Below are 23,350 nucleotides of genomic sequence, written 5' to 3'. Positions count from 1 at the left end.
GGAGCGGTACCGATGACTCCGACCATCACCACCTTCGCCTGGGTACCCAAATTTGCGCGCGGCCAGGTCCGCGATCTTCGCGCGCGCTGGGCGTTCGAGGAAATTGGCGAGCGCTACACGGTCGACCTGATCCGCGACGCCAAGACGCCCGAGTATCGCCGCCTGCAACCCTTCGGCCAAGTGCCGACCTATCGCGACGACGGCGTCGCGCTGTTCGAATCGGGCGCGATCGTGCTGCACATCGCGCGTCGCGGCGCGGGGCTGCTCCCCGACGATGCCGCGGGCCGCGCGATCGCCGAGCAATGGGTCATCGCCGCGCTCAATTCGGTCGAGCCGGCGGTGATGGATCTGGTGCGCTGCGACCTGTTCGAGGCCGACAAGCCGTGGTCGGCGCAACGCCGCCCGAGCGTCCTGGAAACGGCGCGCGCGCGGCTCGGCGGGGTCGCGGCGGCGCTCGGCGCCCAGCCCTATCTCGGCGGCGACGCCTTCACCGTCGGCGACCTGATGATGGCAGCAGTGTTGCGCATCGGCCCGACCGACGAACTGTTCGAAGGCCTCCCGACGCTCGCCGCCTATCTCGCGCGCTGCACCGCGCGGCCCGCCTTCGAACGCGCGCTCGCCGACCAGCTCGCGGTGTACGCCGAGCAAGCCGTCCCCGCCGTATGAGGAAGCCCGAGCGATGACCAACCTGCATGGCACGCCGATCTGGTACGAATTGCACAGCGCCGATCCGCCCGCGTCAAAAGCGTTCTACGATCATGTCATCGGCTGGCGGATCGGCGAACCCGCCCCCGACATGGACTATCGCATGATCGAGACCGGCCACGGACTCGTCGGCGGCGTGATGCGGCTCATGCCCGAAATGGCTGCCGGCGGGGCAAAACCTGGCTGGCTGTTCTACATCTGAGTCGACGATGTCGATGCCTCGGTCGAGGCGATCAACGCCGCCGGCGGCGCGGTGCAGATGGGCCCGTGGAGCATCCCCGGCGTCGGCCGTATGGCGATGGTCACCGATCCGCAGGACATTCCCTTCTACATCATGCGCGGCGACAGCGACGAAGACAGCACCGCCTATGACCGCAGCGGCATGGGCAAATGCAACTGGAACGAGCTGATCACCCCCGATCAGGACGCCGGCGACGCCCTCTACCGCCACATCTTCCACTGGAGCTATCCCGACGTGATGCCGATGGGCCCGATCGGCGAGTACCGCTTCATCGCGGTCGGCGAGCAGACCTTCGGCGCGACGATGCGACATTCCGGCGAAGCGCGGCACCCCGGCTGGCGCTTCTATTTCCGCGCGCCCGATATCGAGGCCGCCGCCGTGCGCGTGGCCGAGGCGGGCGGCAGCGTCCTGTCGGGTCTGATGGACGTGCCCGGCGGCGACCGCATCATCGTCGCGAGCGATCCGCACGGCGTCGTGTTCGGCGTGGTCGGTCCGGGGGCGGCGGGCTGAGCGTCGCGATCGCGCCCGGCCGCATCACGCGAACGCCGGTGCGCCCTTCAACTGCGTATAGGCGGCAATCACCTCCTGCAGCTTGGTCTCGAAACCGCGGTCCCCGCCGTTGCGATCGGGATGATATTTGCGCACCAGCTCGGCATAGCGCTCGCGCAACCCCCGCCGGTCGACATCCGCTGCCAGCCCGAGCACCTTGAGCGAGCGCCGGTCGACCTCCGACAACGGCCGCCCGTCCTTGCGCGCCGGCTCGGCCGCGCGCCGGAAGCGCGCGCCGATCGCATCGAGCGGATCGCTGAAATCGCCCCATTTCGGCGGCACGTCGGCGCCCGAATGCGCAAAGGCACGCGTCTCGCGCTCCCATCCGGCGAACGGGCGCTGCTGCGCGTGGATTTCCTCGGCGCTCATGCCCGTGAAGAAATTGTAGCGCGCATTGAACGCGCGGACATGATCGAGGCAGAACCAGCGATACGGCCGTGGCCCGTCGCCGCTGATCCGCGGCGAATCGCCTGCGGGCGCGCGGAATTCGCCCGCTTCGTCGCACCCCGGTTCCTCGCACACGCGCCCGGTCCCCTCGACCCGGCCGTGGAAGCGCGGGGCGGGCCGCTCTCTCGCGCCATCTTTCTTGTCGTCCTCGCGCGCCACGCGGGGCTCCCTAACTGCAAAAACGGCCTATATAGGCGCGATGACCGACCCTGCCACCGCCCCCGCCCCGATTCCTGGCGCACCCCCGCGCCCGCTCGTCGATGAGATCCGCGAGCGCCTCGTCGCCGCGCTCGCCCCCACCGCGCTCGACGTGTCGAACGACAGCGCCCAGCATGCCGGCCATCTCGGCGACGACGGCACCGGCGAATCGCATTTCAGCGTGAGCGTCGAATCGCCCGCCTTTGCCGGCCTGTCGCGCGTCGCGCGGCAACGCCTCGTCAACACCGCGCTCGCCGATCTGCTGCGCGACCGGATCCACGCGCTTGCGATCCGCGCGCGGGCGCCGGGCGAATGAGCGCGCGCTACAGGCTGTGGTACTGGCCCGACCTTCAGGGCCGCGGCGAGTTCGTTCGGCTCGCGCTCGAGGCGGCGGGGATCGGCTATGACGATTGCGCGCGGCAGCACGGCGCCGAGGCGCTGCTCGACGACATGGAACGCCACGCGGCGGCGCGCGGGCCGTTCGCTCCGCCGTATCTGGAACTCGACGGAATGGTGATCGCGCAAGTCGCCAACATTCTGCTCTACCTCGGCGACCAGCACCATATCGGGGGCGCAACAATTGCCGACCGGCTGTGGCTCAACCAGCTCCAGCTGACGATCGCCGATGTCGTCGCCGAGGCGCACAACGTCCATCACCCGCTCGACGGCAACGCCTATTACGAGGACCAGCAGGACGCCGCACTGATCGCCGCGGCCGCGTTCCGCGAAGATCGCATCCCCAAGTTCCTCGGCTATTTCGAACGCGCGGCGAAGGCCAATCCCGGCGAATGGCTGATCGGCGATCGCTGGAGCTATGGCGACACCTCGCTGTTCCAGCTGGTCGAAGGCCTGCGCTACATGTTTCCCAAGCGGATGGCGGCGATCGAGGGCGCGTATCCGGCGGTGCTCCGCATCCACGATCAGGTCGCCGCACTGCCGGGTATCCGCGCCTATCTCGAGAGCGACCGGCGCATCGCGTTCAACGAGCAGGGCATCTTCCGCCACTATCCCGAGCTCGACGCCGCCGGAGACGAGCGGGCATGAGCCGCGTCCCCCGCCCGGCGGCGCGCATCCTGCTGCTCGACCAAGCCGATCGCGTGCTGCTGTTCCGCTTCGATCCCGACGATCGCCCGCCCTTCTGGTGTACGCCGGGCGGCGCGGTCGATCCGGGCGAGAGCTATGAAGCCGCCGCGCGCCGCGAGCTGCGCGAGGAGACCGGGCTCGAGCTCGATTGCGGGCCGCAAGTGCTGCAACGCCATGTCGAGTTCCTGACGATCGAGGGCGTCGAAGTCAGCGCCGACGAGCGCTATTTCCGCGTCCGCGCGCCGCACGATGCGGTCGACACGAGCGGCCATACCGCGCTCGAACAGCGCGTGATGACGCGCTTCCACTGGTTCACGCGCGCCGAACTCGCCGCCGCCACCGAACCCTATTTCCCCGAGGATCTCCCCGCGATCCTCGACGCGCTGGAGGTCTCCGAATGACCAACGACGACCTCATCCTGCAGACGATCACGCCCGTCACGCACGACCTCGGTGGCTTCAAGGTCCACCGCACGCTCCCCTCGCGACCGCGCACGATGGTCGGGCCGTTCATCTTCTTCGACCAGATGGGGCCATCACGGCTCGGCATGGGCGAAGGGATCGACGTGCGGCCGCACCCGCACATCAATCTGTCGACCGTCACTTATCTGTTCGGCGGCGCACTCGGGCATCGCGATTCGCTCGGAAGCGACGTCGTGATCGAGCCCGGCGCGGTCAATCTGATGACCGCGGGGAACGGCATCGTCCATTCCGAGCGCACCCCCGACGCGGCGCGCGCCGACGGCCCCGAGCTATCGGGCATCCAGACCTGGCTCGCCATGCCCGAGCAGGACGAGGAGATGGCGCCCGCGTTCGAGCATGTCGCGCGCGCCGATCTGCCGACGGTCGAGGTCTCGAACGCCCGCGCACGCGTCGTGATGGGGAGCCTGTGGGGCGCGACCGCGCCGACCACGACCTATGCCGAGACGATCTACGCCGACATCGTGCTCGACGCGGGCGGATCGATCCCGATCGATGCGGAGGCCGACGAACGCGCGCTCTACATCGCGCTCGGCGAGGCGACCTTGGATGGGATGACGCTCGAGCCGATGACGCTCTACGTGCTCAAGCCCGGCACCACTGCCACCTTGCGCTCGACGACGGGCGCCCGCGCGATGCTGTGCGGCGGCGAGGCGTTCACCACGCCGCGCCACGTCTGGTGGAACTTCGTCTCCTCGCGCCGCGACCGGATCGACGAAGCCAAGCGGGCGTGGACTGCGGGGGAATTTCCGAAGGTACCGGGCGACGACAAGGAATGGATCCCGATTCCGGCCATTCCCAAGACTGTCAGCTATCCGTAATGCCTCTCCCCTCCCGCTTGCGGGAGGGGCTGGGGGTGGGCTCGCGCTATCGAAACGAACCGCATGTGGAGGCCGGGCGCCCACCCCCGACCCCTCCCGCAAGCGGGAGGGGAGTATCAAAATGACCGCCTTCACCCTGAACCGAATCGCCCTCCCCACCGGCGTCGAGCTCGATGTCGCCACCGCCGGCAAACCTGCGCACCCGCCGATCCTCCTGCTCCACGGCTTCCCCGAATCGCACCGCACCTGGCGCCACGTCATCCCGCAGCTCAGCGCCGATCATTTCGTCATCGCCCCCGACCAGCGCGGCTTCGCCCGTTCCTCCAAGCCCGCCGCGATTGGCGACTACACCCCCGACAAGATGGTCGCCGACCTGCTCGCGCTCGCTGACCATTTCGGGCTGACCACCTTCACGCTCGTCGGCCACGACTGGGGCGGCGCGATCGCGTGGATGGCGGCGTTGCAGAACCCCGGCCGCATCACCCGCCTCGTCATCGTCAACGCACCGCACCCCTTCGTCTTCCAGCGCACGCTGTTCGACGACATGGCGCAGCGCGAGGCGAGCCAGTACATCACCGCCTTCCGCAATCCCGGGTTCGAGACCTATATCGACAGCATCGGACTCTCCAATTTCTTCGACAGCAGCTTCCTGCGCCACACCGATTTCTCAAAGATCGCCGATGAAAAGCCGGTCTATCTCGACCAATGGAGCCAACCCGGCGCGATGACCGCGATGCTCAACTGGTACCGCGCGAGCCCGATCCTGGTGCCGGCAATGGACGAGACGCCGCCGCGTCCGGCGTTCCTCGACGGCGCGTTCCCGCCGGTGACGCAGCCGACGCTGGTGGTGTGGGGTCTCGGCGACGCAGCGCTGCTGCCGAGCCAGCTCGAGGGGCTCGAGACGCTGGTGCCCGATCTCACGCTGGTAAAGGTCGATGCCGGGCATTTCGTCCCGTGGGAAAACCCCGACGCGATCGTCGCCGCGATCAAGGCGTGGGAAGCCACCTAAATCCTCCCCGGCACGGGGAGGATCAAACCCTTACCCGCGCCGCCTCCGGCAAATCCACCAGCGGCGCAGCCCCCGCGCCAGCCCCCGTATCGATCCACGCCCCATGCGCATGGCTCGTCGCCACCGTCGTCCACTCCGCGCGCCCCGGCCACCACCGCGCCCGCACCACCTGGTGCCCGACCGACCGATCGGGCTCCATCGCAACCCACCCAAGCGGGCGCTCGACCGTCGCACGCGCGCCCGCTGCGGCCATCGCCACGCGCACGCGCTCGGCCACCGGCTCGGGCAGATACTGCCACACCACCGAATGCATCAGCACGCGAGTCACGCCTTCCGCCTGTGGCTCGGCCAACCGCGCCTCGATCCAGTCCGCGGCATCCGCCCGCTCCAGCGCTACGCCATGCGCGCGCACCATCTCCACCGCCGCGCGCACCCGCGCCAGGCGTTCGGGCGTCTCGGGCCAGACATAGGCCGCGAGCCGCGCCGCCACCGCCGGATCGGTCGCATCGATCGGCGCGGTGTCGCACCCGCGCACCGACACGATCTCGAGCGGCACCGGATCGGGCGGCGGCCCGCTCCAGCGCGGCGTGATCGTCACCAGCGAGTCGGCCGGCCCGAACCAGGCGCCCCCAAGATCGAACCGATACCGCCCGATCAGCAGGTTGAGCCCAGCACTCGAGCCGATCTCGAGCACCTCCACGCGCGGCCCGCACGCCCGCGCAATCTCGAGCAACCCGAGCAGCAGCGCCGCCGACCGCCCCGGCTCATTGGTCTGCGGCGGCCCGTCGAGCCACGGCAGCAACGCCGCCTCATGCACGGCGAGTACCCGCTCGATCGTCGCGAGGATAGCGCGCGCATCGGTCACCGCCCCCGAATACACCGCCGCCAACCCGGCATCGTCCCCCGCCTGCACCAGCGCATGCAGTCCCCCGAACAGCCGCAACGGCAAGGCATCGCGCGTCGGCTCGCCCGCCCAGTCGAGCACCCGCGCCCCGATGACCGATCGCCGCGTCAGCCCGTCGACGAGCGCCGCGCACATCCGGGCATAGACCGGCGCGGCATTGGCCTCGCAATACTGCTGCTGGATCCGGAACGCGTCACGATTGGTCTGCTCATCGGCCATGATCGATTTTCTCCGTCGGTCGCGTTGTTGCGCCCACCCCCGCCGCCAAGTAAAGCCCGCGGCATGGCAGACCCGATCATCATCGCCGTCCCCAAGGGCCGCATCCTCGCCGAAGCGATCCCCTTGCTCGAACGCGCCGGAATCGTCCCCGAAGCCGCGTTCAGCGACGAGAACAGCCGCGCGCTGCGCTTCACTACCAACACCCCCGGAATCGACCTCATCCGCGTCCGCGCGTTCGACGTCGCGACCTTCGTCGCGCACGGTGCGGCGCAGCTCGGCATCGTCGGGTCCGACGTGCTCGCCGAGTTCGACTATTCCGAGCTCTACGCGCCGGTCGATCTCGGCATCGGCCATTGCCGCCTGTCGGTCGCGGAGCCCGCCGACATGGCGGCGAACGACGATCCGCGCGGCTGGAGCCACGTCCGCGTCGCGACCAAATACCCCCACGTCACCGAAGCGCATTTCGCGCGCCGCGGCGTGTCGGCCGAGTGCGTCAAGCTCAACGGCGCGATGGAGCTGGCGCCGCTGCTCGGCCTCGCGCCGCGGATCGTCGATCTGGTGTCGTCGGGCCGCACGCTGAAAGAGAACGGCCTGGTCGAGGTCGAGGTGATTTGCGAGGTCACCTCGCGGCTGATCGTCAACCGCGCGGCGTTCAAGACGCGCGGCGAAGTCGTACCGCTGGTCGAGGCGTTCCGGCAGGCTGTTGCACAGGAGATGGCGGCATGAGCGCCTTTACGACTCGCCTCGCTGAAAGGGAGGAGGGGAGCATCTTATGATCAAGCTCACCACCACATCGCCCACCTTCGCCGCCGACTTCACCACGCTGGTCAACGCCCGCCGCGAAGCCGATGCCGACGTCGCGCGCGACGTCCGCGCGATCATCGCGCGCGTCCGTTACGAAGGCGATTCCGCGGTCCACGCCTATACGCAAAGCTTCGACCGCCACGATCTCGACGCCACCGGCTGGCAGATCGACCCCAGCGAATGGCGCGCCGCGTATGACGGCCTGGCCCCCGATCTCCGCGCCGCGCTCGAGCTCGCGGCAGAGCGCATCGCCACCTATCACGAGAAGCAGAAGCCGCAGGGCACCGACAGCACCGACGCCAACGGCATCCGCACCGGCGCGCGCTGGAATGCGATCGAACATGCCGGGATCTACATCCCCGGCGGCCGCGCGGCCTATCCGAGCTCGGTGCTGATGAACGCGATCCCCGCCAAGGTCGCCGGCGTCGATCGCATCGTCATGGTCACGCCGACCCCCGACGGCGAAGTCAATCCGCTGGTGCTCGCCGCCGCGCACATCGTCGGCGTCGACGAGCTGTGGCGGATCGGCGGCGCGCAGGCGATCGCCGCGCTCGCCTACGGCACCGATCGGCTCCGCCCGGTCGACGTCATCACCGGCCCGGGCAACGCCTGGGTCGCCGAGGCCAAGCGCCAGCTCTACGGCGTCGTCGGCATCGACATGGTCGCAGGCCCCTCCGAGATCGTGGTCGTCGCCGACGGCGAGAACCGCGCCGACTGGATCGCCGCCGATCTGCTCAGCCAGTCCGAGCACGACCCGACCAGCCAGTCGATCCTGTTTACCGACTCGGCCGAATTCGCCGAAGCCGTCGCCGCCGCGGTCGACGCCCAGATCGAGACGCTCGCAACCGCGAAGGTCGCGCGCGCGGCATGGGACGCGAACGGCGCGATCATCGTCGTGCGCACGCTCGAAGAGGCGCTCCCGCTGGTCGATCGCCTCGCCGCCGAGCATCTCGAACTCGCGTGCGACGATCCGCAGGCGCTGTTCGACAAGCTGCGCCACGCCGGCTCTGTGTTCCTTGGCCGCCACACGCCCGAGGCGATCGGCGATTACGTCGCCGGGCCGAACCACGTGCTGCCGACCGGGCGCCGTGCGCGCTTTGCCAGCGGGCTGTCGGTGCTCGATTTCATGAAGCGCACGAGCTTCCTGCAGTTAGGCCCCCAAGGCCTCGCCGCCATCGGCCCAGCCGCGGTAGCGCTGGCCGAAGCCGAGGGCCTCCCCGCCCACGCAAGATCGGTCGCGCTCCGGCTCGGCTAAGCCTTAAGCCCCTCCCCTTCAGGATTGTCGGGTCGGCCATGCCCCCGGCATGGCCTAAAGGATGCGGGGCATCCTTCACCCGACAATGGGTTGGAGTGGGGCCGTGCCGCGAACGCGCGCGCCAGTCTCTGCGAGACACCCCCCACCCCCATCCCCTCCCCTGAAGGGGTGGGGCGCGCTTGATGCGCGCCCCCCACACACCAATCTTCCCGTTCCCCGCTTTTTCCCCTATGGCGCCCGCCCATGTCCTCCCACGCCACTCCCCGCACCGCCGCCCGCTCCAAAGCGCGCGCCGCCGCCCGTCTCGCCGCCGTCCAGGCGCTGTACCAGCACGACATGGAAGCAACGCCCGTCGCGCAGCTGCTCAACGAGTTCCACAACCACCGCCTCGGCGCGACGATCGAGGACGCCGAATATGCCGAGCCCGAGGTCGATTTCTTCGACGATGTCGTAAAGGGCACCGAGGCGCGCCTCGCCGAGATCGACACGACGATCGCCGCCAAGCTCGCCAAGGGCTGGAACCTCGCGCGGCTCGACAAGGCGATGCGCGCGATCCTGCGCGCGGGCACCTACGAGCTGCTCGCGCGCGCCGACGTGCCCGTCGGCACCGTCATCACCGAATATGTCGACGTCGCGCACGCCTTCTTCGACAAGCGCGAGGCGGGCTTCGTCAACGGCCTGCTCGACGGTATCGCCAAGGACGTCCGCGCCTGACCATGGGCGAGGTCGTCAACCTCCGCCGCGCGCGGAAAGCCCGCGCCCGCGACACCGCCGAGACGACCGCCGCCACCAACCGCGCCGCGTTCGGCCGCAGCAAGGCCGAACGCGCCGCGACAGCGCACGACGCGGCACGCGCCGAACGCGCGCTCGACGGAGCCAAGCGCGAGGAATGACCCTGCGGTCGTGACCGCCGGGCGATCCCCACGCTTCCGCGCGCCTCGCCGCCAGGCGGGAGGAGGATGCGCGCTCGCAAACAGAGTTTGGGAAAGCAAAACACCCGTAACTGTATTGCCGCAGCAAGACACCGCGCTTATGGTTCGATGGAAAGGCGATTGCGGTGACACTGACGGGGAAGCTCATCCGATATGCCGCGTGGGCGACGCTCGTCGCAGCGGGCATGTCTCCCGCCTTGGCCGGCCCATGGGTGCCGATGGCAACAGCGGGCAAGGCTGCCGACGGAGTTTGGCGATCCCGCGGCTACGGGCATATCCTCGTGGTGCACGGCGGCGCGCGCACGCTGTATCACGTCGCCGGCGCGTTCTGTTATCGTGATCCGACCGGCGAAACCGACGACGATACGTATCGGCTCGTGTCGATCGTAAGCCCGACGCACATCGTATTCGCCGCCTCGGCCGACCAGACGCGCTATGGCTTCGATCGTATCGCCGCGCTTCCGCGGCGCTGCACCGTGCAACGAGGTTGGACGGCGCACGATCTTGGCGAGGTGATCGCAGCCACCTTTGCCGATCTGTATCCCGGCTTCGGCCGACGCGGACGAACGTTGGGCACGCTCACCGCTGACCTCGCCACTCCGGACACCTCACCTCCCGACCTCGGCTTTTTCCAGCGCACGACCCGGGCGCTCGCGCGGCTCGACGATGCGCATGTGGGCTTGCAGGCCACGATCGCCGGTGTCGATCACGCTTTCGAAGGCGGTGAAGCGCCAACCATATCGAGCGCACGAGCCAACCCGGCATTGGGGGCCGATCCCGCCGAGAGGGAGCGAGCCTGGTCCAAATCGTACCGAGAGGGGATTACCGGTCTGCTCGACGGCGGCGGGCATCACGTCGCGAACCGCCGCATCCTGTGGGGCACGACAGGTCGGATCGGCTACCTCAACATCGTTGCGATGGGCGCGTTCGACAAGGATGCTCCACCCGACGACATGCGCGCACTGGACGCGGCGCTCGATGATGCCCTCACCGCCTTCCAAGGGCTTCCGGGGATAATCGTGGACGTGACCAACAACCGCGGCGGGTATGATGCGATCAGCCTCCACATCGCCCGCCGGTTCGCGAGCGAACGCCGGTTAGCCTTCTCGAAACGAGCGGTCGGCGCGAAGGGCGTCTATCAGCGGTTCGAAGTCGTGCCGAGCGATCGCGTGCGGTATATCAGCACGGTCGCGCTGCTGACGAGCGACGTGACGGTCAGTGCGGGCGAAACCTTCACCCTGGCGATGCGGGCGCTGCCAAACGTGAGGCAGATCGGCGGAACAACGCGCGGCGCGCTGTCCGATCAGCTCGCCAAGCCCCTGCCGAATGGCTGGACGTTGATGCTGCCGGCCGAGGACTATCGCGATCCCGCTGGCCGATCGCAGGAAGGTGTCGGCATCGATCCCGCGCGATCCTTGCCGCCCTTCGATCCCGATCACCAGACGATGATCCGGCGGGTCGTGGAGAGCCTGTCACCTCCGCGCTGAGCGGCATGATCCTGCCTTCCCGTTTCGGCATCCTTTCCGGGAAAGGCAGCAACGCCGCGCTGAGCTGGCTATCGCCATCCGCCTTCCCAAAGCGGCCGGGCCGTCTCCACCCCGTATCGCCGTTTCGCCGTTTCGCCCTCGAGACCGCGCGAGCATCGCCTGAAAGCCGACCGGCAGCGATCAGGCGGCAAAGCGGTCGGTCTCAAATCGCCCAGAAGCGGTCATTCGTTGGGTCGCGGCACACAAACCGGCAACTCTATCCGTGCCGCCGCTCAAATCGGCTCGCGTTGCAACGGAATGCGTCGGGTGCCCCCGGCGCGTGCGATCGCGGCCTTCATGTCGGCGCGCCGCTCAAGCGCGGGCAGGCGGCTGTAGATGGGATCGGGCGGCAGCGTCCCCACTGGCGGATCATAATCGCTGAGCATAAGAAGCACGGTCGCGCGTTGCTCAGGATCGTCGAGCCGCTGAATGAATTCTGCGGCGGCGCCATCGAAATCACCCGTGCACAGCAGCACGTCACCCAGTGCGCCAATATTCTCGCGCCGATGCGCCTTGACGAAGGCGATCGCCACGCTGGCGTCGACGGTCTTGCCGAGTTGCGCGGCCGCGCAGGCCTGAACCGAACGCATTTCCATCAGGCCATAGGCGCTCACATCGCGGCCCGGCACGTCGAACACCGCGAGCGTCGCCAGGGCATCGCTCGAATGACCCGAGCGCAACTGAGCCCAAGCGAGATTGATCGTCTGGCTGACGTTCAGACTACCGTGTTCTGCGGTCGCCTTGCCCTGGCCAAACGCCACGGCAGCGGCGTCGAAATGGCCGAGCGCTTGGTGTGTCCGCCCCACTCCATCCCACCACCAGTTAAGCTGCTCGTCGATATCGGTGTAGCTGCTCGCTTTTGGGCCTAGCGGCGCAGCCGCTTGCAGCGTGCCAAGCGCTGCATCGCCACGGCCTAATTCGCGCTCGCGCGCGGCGATCTCGATCACCACCTCGAGCGAATCGGGATGCAGGAGCGCTGCCGTCCGCAAAGTCGCAAGGAAACGCTCTACCGCCGCGCGCGGCGCAAAATCGGGGCCGAGTGCCTGGCGAAAGCGCGGATCGACGCTTAGCATCAATAGCATCGACGAATTCTCGATCTGACGGATCTGCGCGAGTGCGGCGTCCTTTTCACCGGCCTCGTAAAGCAAGCCGGCATAGTCACGGCGGAACGGGTCGATCACCGGCACCGCAGTCTGCGGTTGATAAGAGGGCGTGGTCAAGATCGCCAACAAACGGCGCCTTGCGGCAAGGCCGCCGCGGTCGCGCAACTGATGGGACAGCGCGAACATCCACTGGGCCGGTGCCGAGTTGAGCGCGCCGCCCCGCCCCTGCGTCATCGCGACGACCGTCGCGAGCGCGGCGTCGGGGGTCTTGGCATCGAGCTCCAGCGCCAGTCGGGTGCGCCAAATCCAGTCGCTGGCCTCGTCGAACCTAGTCGCGTCGAGAACGAAGCGATATGCGAGGGCGCTCTGCCGGGTTTGGAGGGCGCAAGTCACGCCCGCCTCAAGTACGGCCGCGCGAACGGACGGCGGCAATGTCGCCGACGCCGGCGCGGCGATGCCGACATCAATTAAGCGCAGTGCCTTCGCACAGTCCTTTGCGATGATGGCGCTTTCGGCCGCTTCTACCCATCCCGGCAGTTGGGCGTCACGCGCAATTGGGGCGGTATCAGAGGCCGCTACCACCGGGGTCGTACTCGCCGCCGTCAGCAGCAGCCAAGCGGCAAAGTGTTTGGCAATCGGCATCGGAGCTCCCAGCAGTGCTCACGTGGCTCGAAAACACGCGATCAGACGAAACAAGCCCAGTCGCCCGCCCGGGTCAAGTGCGCCCCGACGTAAGCCGGATCGAGTCGGAGTTGGACTAGAACGGCAGCTTTGATACTTTTGGTCCCGCAAGCCGAGGGTCGCCTAACCACCAATTGTACGCGTTCCTTATGCCTTTAGGCGTTCCGAATTCGCTTGAGCTGACTTAAAGGCATCAAATCACGAAGCTGCCGGGGCACAATCGACCAGTCGCGGACGTCAAATTTCCTGATAAGGTGTACCATGATCGTGTATAATCCAGAAGGCCTGCCGCAGCGACAATTGATCACCGGGGCCGTCGTTGCGGCCTTGGCCATTGGGGGGATGTTCTGGTGGGGTCTGCATTTCCACGTCTTCGGACGTGACATCAATTTTGCCGCTCACCCGGAACAGTTGGGCTTACCAATCCTGATTGCCGTTGCGGTGTTCGGGGGTGCTTACGCCGTATCGGGACTGTCGGGGGCTGTCAGGATAGTAGGCGGGTTTCTCTTACTTCTCGCCGGAGCCTATTTAATCGGTGTCGTGCGAAGGCTTTTTAGCTGACAAAGAAGGTCCGCTTCCCACCAGTAACAGGCATAGGCTGAACGCGAAAATGGCTGGGCGATGAAACTCCTACCCTCGCTTTTGCTAATCATGGCGTCGGCTTGTTCGCAATCTCCCGACGGCGGGCATATCGCGTTGATGGACGCTATTGATCGTAGGCTCGTGATGCCTCCGAAAGCCCATCCGCTCCGTGAATACGCACGGTATTATGCGCGCCGACAAGACGGCAAGATCGCGATATTCTTGACCGCATACGTTAATATGCCTTCGACGCCAGAAGCTGGCGAGCGGCGATGGATTGACCTTCGATTGATGCCCGACGCCAGCGACGGCGGCTGCGGGATCATCAACGCAGTTTATGACCCGTCGGTTGATCGCGTTGACCAAATCAGATGCAACGGTCCGAATTAGTCAACGACCGCTTCCCACCAAAAGCAGACATCCGCGCCGACCCCGGCTAGACCGGCGCGCATGACCGAAGCCGATTTCCTCGCCGCGGTGCGCGCGCTGCCGCTCCATCCCGGCGCGCTGGGCTTGCGCGACGATGCCGCGCGGCTCGGGCGGCTCGTGCTGACGAGCGATACGCTCGTCGAAGGCGTGCACTACCTCGCCGGCGATCCGCCGGGCGATGTCGCGTGGAAGCTGGTCGCGACCAACCTGTCGGATCTCGCCGCCAAGGGCGCGGTGCCCGTCGGGGTGATGCTCAACTACCCGCTGCGAAGCGCTGCCGTCCTTCCTCCAGGCGACGCGACAGCGGGCGAAGCCTCGCCGAGCGAAGACTGGGACAACGCCTTCCTCGCCGGCCTCGCCGACGCGCTCATCACCTTCGCCGCGCCGATCCTTGGCGGCGACACCGTCTCGCTCCCCGCCCACGCCCCGCGCGTCATCACGCTCACCGCGCTCGGCGACGCCGCACACGCGCCGACGCGCAGCGGCGCGCAGGCTGGCGACGCGCTCTGGGTCACCGGCACGATCGGCGATGCCGGCGCAGGGCTCGCCATCGCGTACGGCCAGCCAGGCCCCGCCGAGCTGCTCGCTGCCTATCGCCGCCCGCAGCCGCAGCTTGCCGCAGGTCAAGCGCTCGCCCCGCAGGTCCATGCGATGATGGACGTGTCCGACGGCCTGTTGATCGACGCGCAGCGCATGGCGGCGGCAAGCCGGCTCGCCGTCACGATCGACCTCGCGGCGATCCCGCTGTCCGACGCGTACCGCGCGCAGGCCGGCGACACTCGCGCCGCGCGGTGCGCCGCGGCGACCGCGGGGGACGACTATCAATTGCTTTTCGCACTCGCGCCGCACCGCGCGCCCGCCGCCCCCGCGACGCGGATCGGCGTCTTCGCGGCGGGCGCGGGCCTCACGCTGCACGACGCCGGGGCGCCGCTGTCGCTCCCCGCCGCGCTCGGCTATCAGCACGCGGGCTAACCCGCCCGAACCACGCCGCTTGCCAAGCCCCGCCGCCGCGTTACTCTGCCGGGCAAGCGTGGGGGCCGCCGTCGCGTACCGTCCCACCGATAATCCATGGGAAAGGACACGCATGACGATCGTCTATGCCGCCATCATCTGTGGCTTGCTTGCCGTAGCCTACGGCCTCCTCACCTCCGCCCAGGTCCTCCGAGCGCCCGCGGGCAACGAGAAGATGCAGGACATCGCCGCCGCGATCCAGGAAGGCGCCAAGGCCTATCTCGGCCGGCAATACCGCACGATCGCGATCGTCGGGGTGATCGTCCTTGTGCTCGTCTGGATCTTCCTCGACGGGATGCGCACCCCCGTCTCGGCGGTGAGCTTCGCGCTCGGCGCGGTTCTGTCGGGCGTGGCGGGCTATGTCGGGATGAACATCTCGGTCCGCGCCAACGTCCGCACCGCGGAAGCCGCGCGGACTTCGCTGCAGGGCGGCCTGACGATGGCGTTCCGCTCGGGCGCGGTTACCGGGTTGCTCGTCGCAGGCCTCGGCCTGCTCGCGATCTCGGGCACCTTCTGGTTCCTCGCCGGTCCGAACGGCGCCGATGCCGGCGCGCCGGTGGTGGTGAAGGCGCTCACCGCACTCGCGTTCGGTGCCTCGCTCATCTCGATCTTCGCGCGCCTCGGCGGCGGGATCTTCACCAAGGCGGCCGATGTCGGCGCCGATCTCGTCGGCAAGGTCGAGGCGGGCATCCCCGAGGACGACCCGCGCAACCCCGCCACCATCGCCGACAACGTCGGCGACAATGTCGGCGATTGCGCCGGCATGGCGGCCGATCTGTTCGAGACCTATGTCGTCACGATCGGCGTGACGATGATCTCGGTCGCGCTCGCGCTGCGCCAGGCCGATGCGCTGCTCCAGGTGATGACGCTCCCGCTGATCGTCGGCGGGGTGTGCATCCTGACCTCGATCATCGGCACCTATTTCGTCCGCTTGGGGCGCGGCCAATCGATCATGGGTGCGCTCTACAAGGGGTTCTGGGTCAGCATCCTGCTGTCAATCCCGGCGATCTACCTCGTCACGCGCTATGTGCTCGGCGACATGAGCGCGATCATCGGCGGCAACGCCTTCCTCGACGGCGGCACGCAAGTCGCCGCCGCCGGCGTCGCGGCGGCGACCTTCACCGGCTGGGAGCTGTTCTGGTCGATGATGGTCGGGCTCGCGGTCACCGGACTGCTGGTGTGGATCACCGAATATTACACCGGCACCAACTTCAGACCCGTCCGCAGCATCGCCAAGGCGTCGCAGACCGGCCACGGCACCAACGTCATCCAGGGCCTCGCGATCAGCCTCGAATCGACCGCGCTCCCAACGCTCGTCATCGTCGTCGCGGTGATCGCGGCGTATCAGCTCGCCGGCGTGATCGGCATCGCCTTCGCCGCGACCGCGATGCTCGCGCAGGCGGGGATGGTCGTCGCTTTGGACGCCTACGGCCCGGTGACCGACAATGCCGGCGGCATCGCCGAGATGGCGGGGCTCCCCGACGACGTCCGCCACCGCACCGATGCCTTGGACGCGGTCGGCAACACCACCAAGGCCGTGACCAAGGGCTATGCGATCGGCTCGGCGGCGCTCGCAGCCCTCGTGCTGTTCAACGCCTATACCTCGGACCTGGCGCGCGACTTCCCCGATCTCACGGTCAATTTCGCGCTGTCGAACCCGTACGTCATCGTCGGGCTGCTGCTCGGCGCGCTGCTCCCCTATCTGTTCGGCGCGATGGGGATGACCGCGGTCGGCCGCGCGGCGGGCGCGGTGGTCGAGGAAGTGCGCCACCAGTTCCGCGAGAACCCCGGCATCATGGCGGGCACCAGCCGCCCCGATTACGCGCGCACGGTCGATCTCGTCACCAAGGCGGCGATCAAGGAGATGATCGTCCCCTCGCTGCTCCCGGTGCTCTCGCCGATCCTCGTCTTCTTCGTGATCCGCGCCGTGGCGGGCCAAGCCGAGGGCTTCGCAGCCTTGGGAGCGATGCTGCTCGGGGTGATCGTCTCGGGGCTGTTCGTCGCGATCTCGATGACGAGCGGCGGCGGCGCGTGGGACAATGCCAAGAAATATATCGAGGACGGGCATTATGGCGGCAAGGGCTCGGAGGCGCACAAGGCGGCGGTGACAGGGGATACCGTGGGGGATCCGTACAAGGATACCGCGGGGCCGGCGGTTAATCCGATGATCAAGATAACGAATATTGTCGCGCTGCTGCTGCTTGCAGCCTTGGCTGCGAGCGCAGGCTAGGGCGAAAGCCCTAGCAGGCGCGACCGGCCGGCGGGGGCGCCCGACGCCCCCGACCGACGGCGTGGCTTTGCCACGACGCCCCTTCGGCTTTGGCAGCCGCCTAACGCAAAGCGTTAGAAGGCGATCAGCCAAAGCCCGGCCGGCGGGTGGACGAGCCTTTCTCGTCCACCCGACCGACGGCGTGGCTTCGCCACGACGCCCCTTCTTACCCCCTCCCCTCGTCACCCCGGCCTTGTGCCGGGGCCCACCGTCCCACGCAAACTCCGTCGGTTGCGCGCGCATCCCGGTAGGCCCCGGCACAAGGCCGGGGTGACGAAAGGGTGGCGGACTCCCCCCAGCCCGCGCTACCCAGCAAGAATGCCCCACCGCCCCCTCTCCCCCGGCGAGCTCGACCACGCGCAGGCGCTGTTCGGCGACGCGATCGCGTATGACGGCATCAAGGTCCACGCCCGCCGCTACCTCCCCTTCCAGCCGCGTAGCGTCGCGATGGCCCCCAACGGCCACATCTATTTCCCGAAGCCCAGCTACAAGCCGGACTTCTCGACCACCGTCCCCGATCTCGCCTGGATCCTCCACGAACTCACCCACGTCTGGCAGCACCAGCACGGCATGTGGGTCCGCCTGCGCGGCACGCTCGCCGCCGGGCGCTACCATTACGGTGACCTCGCCGACACCAACCGGCCCTTCACCCGCTTCAATATCGAGCAGCAGGCGGCGATCGTCGGCGATTACGTGCTGACCACCAACGGCTACCACGCCCAACACGGCCGCGGCGCGCGCGCCGATTACGAGCGCGTGCTGCCGTTCGTCGGCGGAGCGTAAGGCGCTGTAATACCGCCGCCCTGCCGCCTTGCCTCGGCCCCACGGGCGGCTAGGATGGCACCGGCGACGCGCTCGTCGGTCGGGGGACAACATGATGCGATATCGGGGATTTCGAGGCCTACTCGGCTGGACGGCGCTGTTTGCGGCAAGCCCGCTCGCCGCGACCGAGCCCGCCCCTGCCAACCCGCCCCCCGCGGTCGCGCCGATCCCCGTAGAAAGCTTCGGCCAGCTTCCCTTCATGGAAGCTCCCAAGCTTTCGCCGGACGGAAAGCGCGTCGCCGCAAAGATCGCGATCAAGGGTCAGCAGCGGCTCGCCATCTTCGCGCTGGATGACACGCAGCATGTCGGAGTCATCAATCCCGGCGCGTCGGACATCAATGGCTGGTCGTGGGTCAACAACGACTGGCTGATCGCCCAGATCGGCGCCACCGCGCCGGTTGAGGGTGACAGCTGGTACCTGCGTCGCACGCTCGGCATCAGCGCCGACGGCAAGACGATCACCATGCTTGGCAAGGATGACGCGGCGCAGAGCGCTGACGACGTGCTTTGGATCGCGCAGGATGGCAGCCCGCATGTTCGGATCGCGCTGCAAACCTCGATCTACAGCGATGCGGCAGGCTTCTGGCCCGAAGTGCGCGATTATGACGTGACCAACGGTCACAGCACGCTGGTCCAGCGATCGGTCGAGACCGTGATGGACTGGTATGCCGATCCTGCCGGGACCGTTCGGCTCGGCATGGGCTATGACGATGCGTCGCGCAGCTATCGCTTGCTCTACCGCGACACCGCCAAGCAGACCTTCCGCACCGTCAGCCGTGCGCGCGGACGCGATGCCGACCTTGGCAACACCCCCGCGATCTTCCTTCCCGAATCCGGCAAGGCGCTCGCCTTCGACGATGCCGACGGGTTCAACGCACTCTATCCGCTCGATCTCGCGACGCTCAAGACCGGACCGAAGCTGTTCGGCGTTCCCGGCTATGACATCGACAGCGTCATCACCGGAGATGGCGGGTCGCGGCTCGTCGGGGTGCGCTATACCGACACGCGCGAACGCACGCACTGGTTCGACTCAAAGCTGGCCGATGTGCAGGCCAAGATCGATGCAGCGGTCGGTGCGCGCACCGCACAGATCGTGTCGTGGAGCCGCGACTTCAGCGTGTTGCTGGTGCGCGTTGGCGGCGCCGATCGGTTGGGCGCCTATTACGTCTTCCGCCCCGAAGAAGGCGTGATGCACATATTTGCGACGCTTAACGATGGGCTCGGCATCAAAGCCTATGCGCCGGTCTCGACGATCCATTACAAGGCGCGCGACGGGCTAGACATAGCAGCGGTGCTCACGGTACCGCACGGCAAGCCCGCCAAAGCGCTCCCGCTGATCCTGATGCCGCATGGCGGCCCGTTCGCGCGCGATGACGAGCGCTGGGACTGGTGGGCGCAATTTCTCGCCAGCCGCGGCTATGCCGTGCTCCAGCCCAATTATCGCGGGTCTTCGGGCTATGGCGGGGATTTCACCAAAAAGGGTCGCGGGCAATGGGGCCTCGCGATGCAGGACGATCTGACCGATGCGGTCAAATGGGCGGCCGAAAGCGGGCTGGCCGACGCCAAGCGTGTCTGCATCGTCGGCGGCTCCTATGGCGGCTATGCCGCGTTCCGCGCAGCGGGGCGCGATGCCGCGGTCTATCGCTGCGCGGTGTCCTATGCCGGCGTCGCCGACATGCCCGCGATGCTGCGTTATGACGGCGCCTTCCTCAACGGCGGGCGCGCAAAGGATTATTTCCGCGAGCAGGCACCCGATCTAAAGGCGGTCTCGCCGGTCTATGACGCCGCGCATTTCGCGATGCCGATCCTGATCCTCCACGGCAAGAAGGACACCGTCGTGCCGGTTGCGCAATCGCGCAGCATGGTCGCGCGGCTCAAGGCGGCGGGAAAGCCGTACCGCTATGTCGAGCAGCCGCTCGGCGACCACCATTTCTCGCGCGAGGCCGACCGGGCGCAATTTCTCACCGAGCTCGAGGCGTTCCTGAAAGAGAACAATCCCGCCTGAGCGCCCCCCTCGAAAAACCGCTGTCCTACACGCCCCCTTTTTGTCATCCTCTCCCCCGACTCGCGCCCCACAGCGCCGCTCTTTCACAGCGTCAGCCCGTCAACCGCATCCCCCGCGCGCCCACCCCCGCGCGATCATCACGAAAACGGAAACGATCGAAGCCGATAACACCAGCTCCAGGGGTCAATCGAGTCAAGCACGGCTCGGTTCGTCGCACCGCTTTCCTTTTCGGGCGTGTTCGGCTATGCGCCGCGCTTCGCGAACACCGCACAAGATCACCCACATCCTCAGAGGTTTGTTTGGCAAAAGAAGAACTGCTCGAAATGCGCGGCCAGGTGGTGGAGCTTCTGCCCAACGCCATGTTCCGCGTGAAGCTTGAGAACGATCACGAAATCCTCGGTCACACCGCCGGCAAGATGCGCAAGAACCGCATCCGCGTGCTCGTCGGCGACGAGGTGCTGGTCGAGCTGACGCCGTACGATCTAACCAAGGGGCGGATCACCTACCGCTTCAAGTAAGCGCGCCGACCCCGTTCCGCCCCGGCGACGGCCGGGGTCCGGTTGTGGCCCGGTCGTGGACTGCCGCGGACTCTGCCGCGCGTGATGACAACGACCTGCGCGCTCGGCCGGCGGCCGTCGCCGGGGAAGGTATGATATGACCCTCGTCCTCGCTTCCTCCTCGCCGCGCCGCCGCGATCTGCTCGCGCGGATCGGGGTGACGCCGTCGCGAATCGAATCGCCCGACATCGACGAGAGCCCGCTGCCCGGCGAGGCGCCCCGCGTCTATGCGCTGCGGCTCGCGATCGCCAAGGCGCAGGCGGTGGCGCGCGCCGCGGGCGAGATCGTCCTCGCCGGCGACACCACGATCGCGTGCGGGCGCCGCATCCTGCCGCCCGCCGACACCGAGGAGATCCAGCGCGGCTTGCTCGGCCTGCTCTCGGGCCGGCGCCATCATTGCCTGAGTGCGGTGTGCGTCATCGCCGCCGACGGCACGCCGCGCACCCGGCTGTCGGACACGATCGTCGCGTTCAAGCCGCTCTCCGCGGCCGAGATCGACAGCTATGTCGCCAGTGGCGAGGGGCTCGGCAAGGCTGGCGGTTATGCCATCCAGGGCCGCGCCGAGGCGTTCGTGCGCTTCCTGTCGGGGTCGCATTCGGGCGTCGTCGGCTTGCCGCTGTTCGAGACGCGCGCGCTGTTGCTGGCAGCGGGCGTGGCGCTTGGCTGAGCGCAGATGAGCGAATGGCTCTATGAGGCCGGGATCGGCGAGCGCCGCGCGATCCTGGTCGCCGACGGCGCGATCGTCGAGGCGCGGATCGAGCTCGAGCGCGAAGGCCCGCGGATCGGCGCAGTGCTGCCCGCCCGGCTGGTCGAGATCACGGTGAAGGGCCGCGAGGGGCGCGTCGCCTTTGCCGGCGGCGAGGCGATGCTCGCGCCGCTCCCGCCCGGCATCACGCAAGGGGCCACGCTGCTCGTCGAGCTGGTGCGCGAGGCGATCCCCGAGGGCCGCCGCACCAAGCTGCCGCGCTGCGTCCCCGCTGACGGCCCCGAGCGCGCCGGGCCGAGCCTGTACGAGCGAATCTCCGCGAGCGGCATGGCCGTGCGGACGTGCCACGCGCACGAGCCCGACCATTTCGAGTCCGCCGGCTGGTCCGAAACGCTCGAGGAAGCGCAGACCGGCGACATCGTCTTTTCCGGCCCCGTCGGCGGCGCGCTGCGGATGAGCCCGACCCCGGCGATGACGCTGTTCGACGTCGACGGCTATCCCCCGCTCGAACCGCTCGCGCTCGCCGCCGCGCGCGCGGTTGCCGCAGCCATCGTGCGCTTCGACATCGGCGGGTCGATCGGCGTGGACTTCCCGACGCTCACCGGCAAGGCCGCGCGCGGCGCGGTCGATGCCGCGCTCGATGCCGGCTTGCCCCAGCCGTTCGAGCGCACCGCGATGAACGGCTTCGGCTTCGTCCAGATCGTCCGCCGCCGCGCCCGCGTGTCGCTCCCCGAACTCCTCCGCGCCGATCCCGCCGCCGCCGAGGCGCGTGCGCTGCTTCGCCGAATCGAGCGCACCCCGCCGCCGGCCCCGACGCAGCACCGCGTTTCGGCGCGCGTGCAAAGCGCACTCGCCGCCAATCCGCACTGGATCGCCGAGCTCGCCCGGCGTACCGGCGTCACCCCGGTCTTCGAGGTGGCATGATGGCGCGTTCCAAACCCTGTCCGCTCTGCGGCAAACCGCCGCTCGCGGCCTTCTCCCCGTTCTGCTCGCAAGGCTGTCGCGACCGCGACCTGCTGCAGTGGCTCGGCGAGGGGTATGCGATCCCGGTGCGCACTTTGCCGAGCGAAGATGATGAAGACGGGCTAGACACGCCCCAAGACCGCGACTAAGAGGCCGCTTCCCCGGAGCAATTCGGGAGTGCCCGAGTAGCTCAGTTGGTAGAGCATGCGACTGAAAATCGCAGTGTCGGTGGTTCGAATCCGCCCTCGGGCACCATTTTCCCGACAGCGTCGGAGACATGGTGATGACGATGCGTACGGTCTTCATCACGGGCGGAACCTCGGGCATCGGCGAGGCCGCGGTCCGCGTGTTCGCTGGCGCTGGCTGGCGCGTCGTCACCACCGGGCGCCGGGCCGATCGGCTGCAGGCATTGGCCGATTCGCTCGGTGACACGGTCCACACGCTCGCCTTCGACATTCGCGACCGCGCGGCGATGGAGGCCGCGATCGCCGGCCTGCCGCCCGAGTTCGCGCAGATCGACGCGCTCATCAACAATGCCGGCCTCGCGCTCGGCACCGCGCCCGCGCAGGACGCAAAGCTCGACGACTGGCAGACCATGATCGACACCAACGTGTCGGCGCTGGTCGCCGTCACCCGGGCGCTGCTGCCGGGCCTCGTCGCGCGCAAGGGCGCGATCCTCAATTTGTCGTCAGTGGCGGCGACCTACCCTTACGCGGGTGGCAACGTCTATGGCGGGACCAAGGCGTTCGTCCGCCAGTTCAGCCTCGGCCTGCGCGCCGATCTCCACGGCACCGGCGTGCGCGTCACCTCGATCGAGCCCGGCATGGTCGAAACCGAATTTACCGTTGTGCGCACCGGCGGCAACCAGGCCGCGTCGGACACGCTCTATGCCGGCGCCAACCCGATGACCGGCGACGACATCGCGGCAACGCTGCTGTGGATCGCCGAACTGCCGGCGCACCTCAACATCAACACGCTCGAACTCATGCCGGTCAACCAGTCGTTCGCGGGGTTTGCCGTGGCGCGCGAAAGCTGATCGCACCGCACACG

27 protein-coding genes and 1 tRNA gene are annotated in these 23,350 nt (G+C 68.1%); 25 read left to right on the top strand and 3 right to left on the bottom strand.

Translation table 11 applies throughout. The features are described 5' to 3' along the window. Positions 1–12 precede the first annotated feature (12 nt). From ACP7C5_RS16090 to ACP7C5_RS16080, 3 genes are read left to right on the top strand one after another with little or no spacing between them, the layout of a single operon-like run. A complete protein-coding gene (locus ACP7C5_RS16090) occupies positions 13–666 on the top strand; it encodes a glutathione S-transferase family protein (protein ID WP_426265001.1) in 654 nt (217 codons plus the stop codon). A 13-nt stretch (positions 667–679) separates the two neighbouring features. Next, complete coding sequence (locus tag ACP7C5_RS16085; RefSeq protein WP_426265000.1) at positions 680–907, top strand: hypothetical protein; 228 nt, start codon at positions 680–682, stop codon at positions 905–907. A gap of 57 nt (positions 908–964) precedes the next feature. Next, positions 965–1,456 (top strand): VOC family protein, encoded by a 492-nt coding sequence (locus ACP7C5_RS16080; protein ID WP_426265048.1) that lies wholly within the window; start codon positions 965–967, stop codon positions 1,454–1,456. Positions 1,457–1,480: 24 nt separating this feature from the next. Here the strand turns inward: ACP7C5_RS16080 and ACP7C5_RS16075 are convergent, their stop codons facing one another. Then, positions 1,481–2,101 carry a J domain-containing protein gene (locus ACP7C5_RS16075; RefSeq protein WP_426264999.1) on the bottom strand — a complete coding sequence of 207 codons (621 nt, stop codon included), beginning with the start codon at positions 2,099–2,101 and terminating at the stop codon, positions 1,481–1,483. 40 nt (positions 2,102–2,141) lie between these two features. Here ACP7C5_RS16075 and ACP7C5_RS16070 point away from each other — a divergent pair, with 40 nt between their 5' ends. From ACP7C5_RS16070 to ACP7C5_RS16050, 5 genes are all read left to right on the top strand, one after another. Next, positions 2,142–2,456 carry a BolA family protein gene (locus ACP7C5_RS16070; protein WP_426264998.1) on the top strand — a complete coding sequence of 105 codons (315 nt, stop codon included), beginning with the start codon at positions 2,142–2,144 and terminating at the stop codon, positions 2,454–2,456. Then, positions 2,453–3,184, top strand: a complete 732-nt coding sequence (locus ACP7C5_RS16065; RefSeq protein ID WP_426264997.1) for a glutathione S-transferase — start codon at positions 2,453–2,455, stop codon at positions 3,182–3,184. The genes ACP7C5_RS16070 and ACP7C5_RS16065 overlap by 4 nt, the downstream gene beginning before the upstream one ends. Continuing rightward, complete coding sequence (locus ACP7C5_RS16060) at positions 3,181–3,624, top strand: NUDIX hydrolase (RefSeq protein WP_426264996.1); 444 nt, start codon at positions 3,181–3,183, stop codon at positions 3,622–3,624. Before ACP7C5_RS16065 ends, ACP7C5_RS16060 begins: the two co-directional genes overlap by 4 nt. Beyond that, the gene (locus ACP7C5_RS16055; protein ID WP_426264995.1) at positions 3,621–4,523 is read left to right on the top strand and encodes a pirin family protein; all 903 of its coding nucleotides are present in this window, start codon (positions 3,621–3,623) and stop codon (positions 4,521–4,523) included. The genes ACP7C5_RS16060 and ACP7C5_RS16055 overlap by 4 nt, the downstream gene beginning before the upstream one ends. 121 nt (positions 4,524–4,644) lie before the next feature. Continuing rightward, positions 4,645–5,532, top strand: a complete 888-nt coding sequence (locus ACP7C5_RS16050) for an alpha/beta fold hydrolase (protein ID WP_426264994.1) — start codon at positions 4,645–4,647, stop codon at positions 5,530–5,532. 22 nt (positions 5,533–5,554) lie between these two features. Here the strand turns inward: ACP7C5_RS16050 and ACP7C5_RS16045 are convergent, their stop codons facing one another. Further along, positions 5,555–6,655, bottom strand: a complete 1,101-nt coding sequence (locus tag ACP7C5_RS16045) for a DUF2332 domain-containing protein (protein WP_426264993.1) — start codon at positions 6,653–6,655, stop codon at positions 5,555–5,557. Between the two features lie 63 nt (positions 6,656–6,718). On the opposite strand from ACP7C5_RS16045, the gene hisG reads away from it, so the two are divergent. From hisG to ACP7C5_RS16020, 5 genes are all read left to right on the top strand, one after another. After that, the gene (hisG, locus tag ACP7C5_RS16040; protein WP_133191786.1) at positions 6,719–7,381 is read left to right on the top strand and encodes an ATP phosphoribosyltransferase; all 663 of its coding nucleotides are present in this window, start codon (positions 6,719–6,721) and stop codon (positions 7,379–7,381) included. 46 nt (positions 7,382–7,427) lie between these two features. Next, positions 7,428–8,714 (top strand): histidinol dehydrogenase, encoded by a 1,287-nt coding sequence (hisD, locus tag ACP7C5_RS16035; RefSeq protein ID WP_426264992.1) that lies wholly within the window; start codon positions 7,428–7,430, stop codon positions 8,712–8,714. Positions 8,715–8,957: 243 nt separating this feature from the next. Then, positions 8,958–9,428 carry a transcription antitermination factor NusB gene (gene nusB / locus ACP7C5_RS16030; protein WP_133191784.1) on the top strand — a complete coding sequence of 157 codons (471 nt, stop codon included), beginning with the start codon at positions 8,958–8,960 and terminating at the stop codon, positions 9,426–9,428. Positions 9,429–9,430: 2 nt separating this feature from the next. After that, a complete protein-coding gene (locus ACP7C5_RS16025) occupies positions 9,431–9,607 on the top strand; it encodes a DUF4169 family protein (protein WP_133191783.1) in 177 nt (58 codons plus the stop codon). A 164-nt stretch (positions 9,608–9,771) separates the two neighbouring features. Continuing rightward, the gene (locus ACP7C5_RS16020) at positions 9,772–11,133 is read left to right on the top strand and encodes a S41 family peptidase (protein ID WP_426264991.1); all 1,362 of its coding nucleotides are present in this window, start codon (positions 9,772–9,774) and stop codon (positions 11,131–11,133) included. A 272-nt stretch (positions 11,134–11,405) separates the two neighbouring features. Here the strand turns inward: ACP7C5_RS16020 and ACP7C5_RS16015 are convergent, their stop codons facing one another. Then, entirely contained in the window at positions 11,406–12,917 is a 1,512-nt protein-coding gene (locus tag ACP7C5_RS16015; RefSeq protein ID WP_426264990.1) for a hypothetical protein, read from the bottom strand. Between the two features lie 300 nt (positions 12,918–13,217). On the opposite strand from ACP7C5_RS16015, the gene ACP7C5_RS16010 reads away from it, so the two are divergent. From ACP7C5_RS16010 to ACP7C5_RS15955, 12 genes are all read left to right on the top strand, one after another. After that, a complete protein-coding gene (locus ACP7C5_RS16010; RefSeq protein WP_426264989.1) occupies positions 13,218–13,517 on the top strand; it encodes a hypothetical protein in 300 nt (99 codons plus the stop codon). Between the two features lie 60 nt (positions 13,518–13,577). Beyond that, positions 13,578–13,928 (top strand): hypothetical protein, encoded by a 351-nt coding sequence (locus tag ACP7C5_RS16005; protein WP_426264988.1) that lies wholly within the window; start codon positions 13,578–13,580, stop codon positions 13,926–13,928. A gap of 60 nt (positions 13,929–13,988) precedes the next feature. Next, the gene (gene thiL, locus ACP7C5_RS16000; protein WP_426264987.1) at positions 13,989–14,939 is read left to right on the top strand and encodes a thiamine-phosphate kinase; all 951 of its coding nucleotides are present in this window, start codon (positions 13,989–13,991) and stop codon (positions 14,937–14,939) included. A gap of 112 nt (positions 14,940–15,051) precedes the next feature. Then, positions 15,052–17,208 (top strand): sodium-translocating pyrophosphatase, encoded by a 2,157-nt coding sequence (locus ACP7C5_RS15995; protein ID WP_426264986.1) that lies wholly within the window; start codon positions 15,052–15,054, stop codon positions 17,206–17,208. A 357-nt stretch (positions 17,209–17,565) separates the two neighbouring features. Next, positions 17,566–18,030 (top strand): hypothetical protein, encoded by a 465-nt coding sequence (locus tag ACP7C5_RS15990; RefSeq protein WP_189676027.1) that lies wholly within the window; start codon positions 17,566–17,568, stop codon positions 18,028–18,030. Positions 18,031–18,121: 91 nt separating this feature from the next. Beyond that, on the top strand, positions 18,122–20,074 hold the full coding sequence (locus tag ACP7C5_RS15985) for an alpha/beta hydrolase family protein (RefSeq protein WP_426264985.1): 1,953 nt from the start codon (positions 18,122–18,124) through the stop codon (positions 20,072–20,074). A 299-nt stretch (positions 20,075–20,373) separates the two neighbouring features. Beyond that, positions 20,374–20,592: a translation initiation factor IF-1 gene (gene infA / locus ACP7C5_RS15980; RefSeq protein ID WP_010162480.1), complete on the top strand. Its 219-nt coding sequence runs from the start codon at positions 20,374–20,376 to the stop codon at positions 20,590–20,592. A 136-nt stretch (positions 20,593–20,728) separates the two neighbouring features. Continuing rightward, the gene (locus ACP7C5_RS15975) at positions 20,729–21,298 is read left to right on the top strand and encodes a Maf family protein (protein WP_189676029.1); all 570 of its coding nucleotides are present in this window, start codon (positions 20,729–20,731) and stop codon (positions 21,296–21,298) included. Positions 21,299–21,304: 6 nt separating this feature from the next. Then, on the top strand, positions 21,305–22,261 hold the full coding sequence (locus tag ACP7C5_RS15970; protein ID WP_426264984.1) for a ribonuclease: 957 nt from the start codon (positions 21,305–21,307) through the stop codon (positions 22,259–22,261). Then, positions 22,261–22,449 carry a DNA gyrase inhibitor YacG gene (locus tag ACP7C5_RS15965; RefSeq protein ID WP_133190620.1) on the top strand — a complete coding sequence of 63 codons (189 nt, stop codon included), beginning with the start codon at positions 22,261–22,263 and terminating at the stop codon, positions 22,447–22,449. The genes ACP7C5_RS15970 and ACP7C5_RS15965 overlap by 1 nt, the downstream gene beginning before the upstream one ends. Positions 22,450–22,479: 30 nt before the next feature. After that, positions 22,480–22,555, top strand: a tRNA-Phe gene (locus tag ACP7C5_RS15960). Between the two features lie 22 nt (positions 22,556–22,577). Next, positions 22,578–23,336: an SDR family NAD(P)-dependent oxidoreductase gene (locus tag ACP7C5_RS15955; protein WP_426264983.1), complete on the top strand. Its 759-nt coding sequence runs from the start codon at positions 22,578–22,580 to the stop codon at positions 23,334–23,336. The last annotated feature ends 14 nt before the right edge of the window (positions 23,337–23,350 follow it).

This window comes from Sphingomonas sp. PWP1-2, assembly GCF_049898305.1.
Classification (GTDB): domain Bacteria; phylum Pseudomonadota; class Alphaproteobacteria; order Sphingomonadales; family Sphingomonadaceae; genus Sphingomonas; species Sphingomonas glacialis.
This window is presented reverse-complemented; position numbering and strand designations above follow the sequence as displayed.

Bases quoted from the DNA above. Each gene is read 5' to 3' on its own strand.
- ACP7C5_RS16090 (WP_426265001.1), top strand. From the start codon at position 13: ATGACTCCGACCATCACCACCTTCGCCTGGGTACCCAAATTTGCGCGC.
- ACP7C5_RS16085 (WP_426265000.1), top strand. From the start codon at position 680: ATGACCAACCTGCATGGCACGCCGATCTGGTACGAATTGCACAGCGCC.
- ACP7C5_RS16080 (WP_426265048.1), top strand. From the start codon at position 965: ATGGGCCCGTGGAGCATCCCCGGCGTCGGCCGTATGGCGATGGTCACC.
- ACP7C5_RS16070 (WP_426264998.1), top strand. From the start codon at position 2,142: ATGACCGACCCTGCCACCGCCCCCGCCCCGATTCCTGGCGCACCCCCG.
- ACP7C5_RS16065 (WP_426264997.1), top strand. From the start codon at position 2,453: ATGAGCGCGCGCTACAGGCTGTGGTACTGGCCCGACCTTCAGGGCCGC.
- ACP7C5_RS16060 (WP_426264996.1), top strand. From the start codon at position 3,181: ATGAGCCGCGTCCCCCGCCCGGCGGCGCGCATCCTGCTGCTCGACCAA.
- ACP7C5_RS16055 (WP_426264995.1), top strand. From the start codon at position 3,621: ATGACCAACGACGACCTCATCCTGCAGACGATCACGCCCGTCACGCAC.
- ACP7C5_RS16050 (WP_426264994.1), top strand. From the start codon at position 4,645: ATGACCGCCTTCACCCTGAACCGAATCGCCCTCCCCACCGGCGTCGAG.
- ACP7C5_RS16045 (WP_426264993.1), bottom strand. From the start codon at position 6,655: ATGGCCGATGAGCAGACCAATCGTGACGCGTTCCGGATCCAGCAGCAG.
- hisG (WP_133191786.1), top strand. From the start codon at position 6,719: ATGGCAGACCCGATCATCATCGCCGTCCCCAAGGGCCGCATCCTCGCC.
- hisD (WP_426264992.1), top strand. From the start codon at position 7,428: ATGATCAAGCTCACCACCACATCGCCCACCTTCGCCGCCGACTTCACC.
- nusB (WP_133191784.1), top strand. From the start codon at position 8,958: ATGTCCTCCCACGCCACTCCCCGCACCGCCGCCCGCTCCAAAGCGCGC.
- ACP7C5_RS16025 (WP_133191783.1), top strand. From the start codon at position 9,431: ATGGGCGAGGTCGTCAACCTCCGCCGCGCGCGGAAAGCCCGCGCCCGC.
- ACP7C5_RS16015 (WP_426264990.1), bottom strand. From the start codon at position 12,917: ATGCCGATTGCCAAACACTTTGCCGCTTGGCTGCTGCTGACGGCGGCG.
- ACP7C5_RS16010 (WP_426264989.1), top strand. From the start codon at position 13,218: ATGATCGTGTATAATCCAGAAGGCCTGCCGCAGCGACAATTGATCACC.
- ACP7C5_RS16005 (WP_426264988.1), top strand. From the start codon at position 13,578: ATGAAACTCCTACCCTCGCTTTTGCTAATCATGGCGTCGGCTTGTTCG.
- thiL (WP_426264987.1), top strand. From the start codon at position 13,989: ATGACCGAAGCCGATTTCCTCGCCGCGGTGCGCGCGCTGCCGCTCCAT.
- ACP7C5_RS15995 (WP_426264986.1), top strand. From the start codon at position 15,052: ATGACGATCGTCTATGCCGCCATCATCTGTGGCTTGCTTGCCGTAGCC.
- ACP7C5_RS15990 (WP_189676027.1), top strand. From the start codon at position 17,566: ATGCCCCACCGCCCCCTCTCCCCCGGCGAGCTCGACCACGCGCAGGCG.
- ACP7C5_RS15985 (WP_426264985.1), top strand. From the start codon at position 18,122: ATGATGCGATATCGGGGATTTCGAGGCCTACTCGGCTGGACGGCGCTG.
- ACP7C5_RS15975 (WP_189676029.1), top strand. From the start codon at position 20,729: ATGACCCTCGTCCTCGCTTCCTCCTCGCCGCGCCGCCGCGATCTGCTC.
- ACP7C5_RS15970 (WP_426264984.1), top strand. From the start codon at position 21,305: ATGAGCGAATGGCTCTATGAGGCCGGGATCGGCGAGCGCCGCGCGATC.
- ACP7C5_RS15965 (WP_133190620.1), top strand. From the start codon at position 22,261: ATGGCGCGTTCCAAACCCTGTCCGCTCTGCGGCAAACCGCCGCTCGCG.
- ACP7C5_RS15955 (WP_426264983.1), top strand. From the start codon at position 22,578: ATGGTGATGACGATGCGTACGGTCTTCATCACGGGCGGAACCTCGGGC.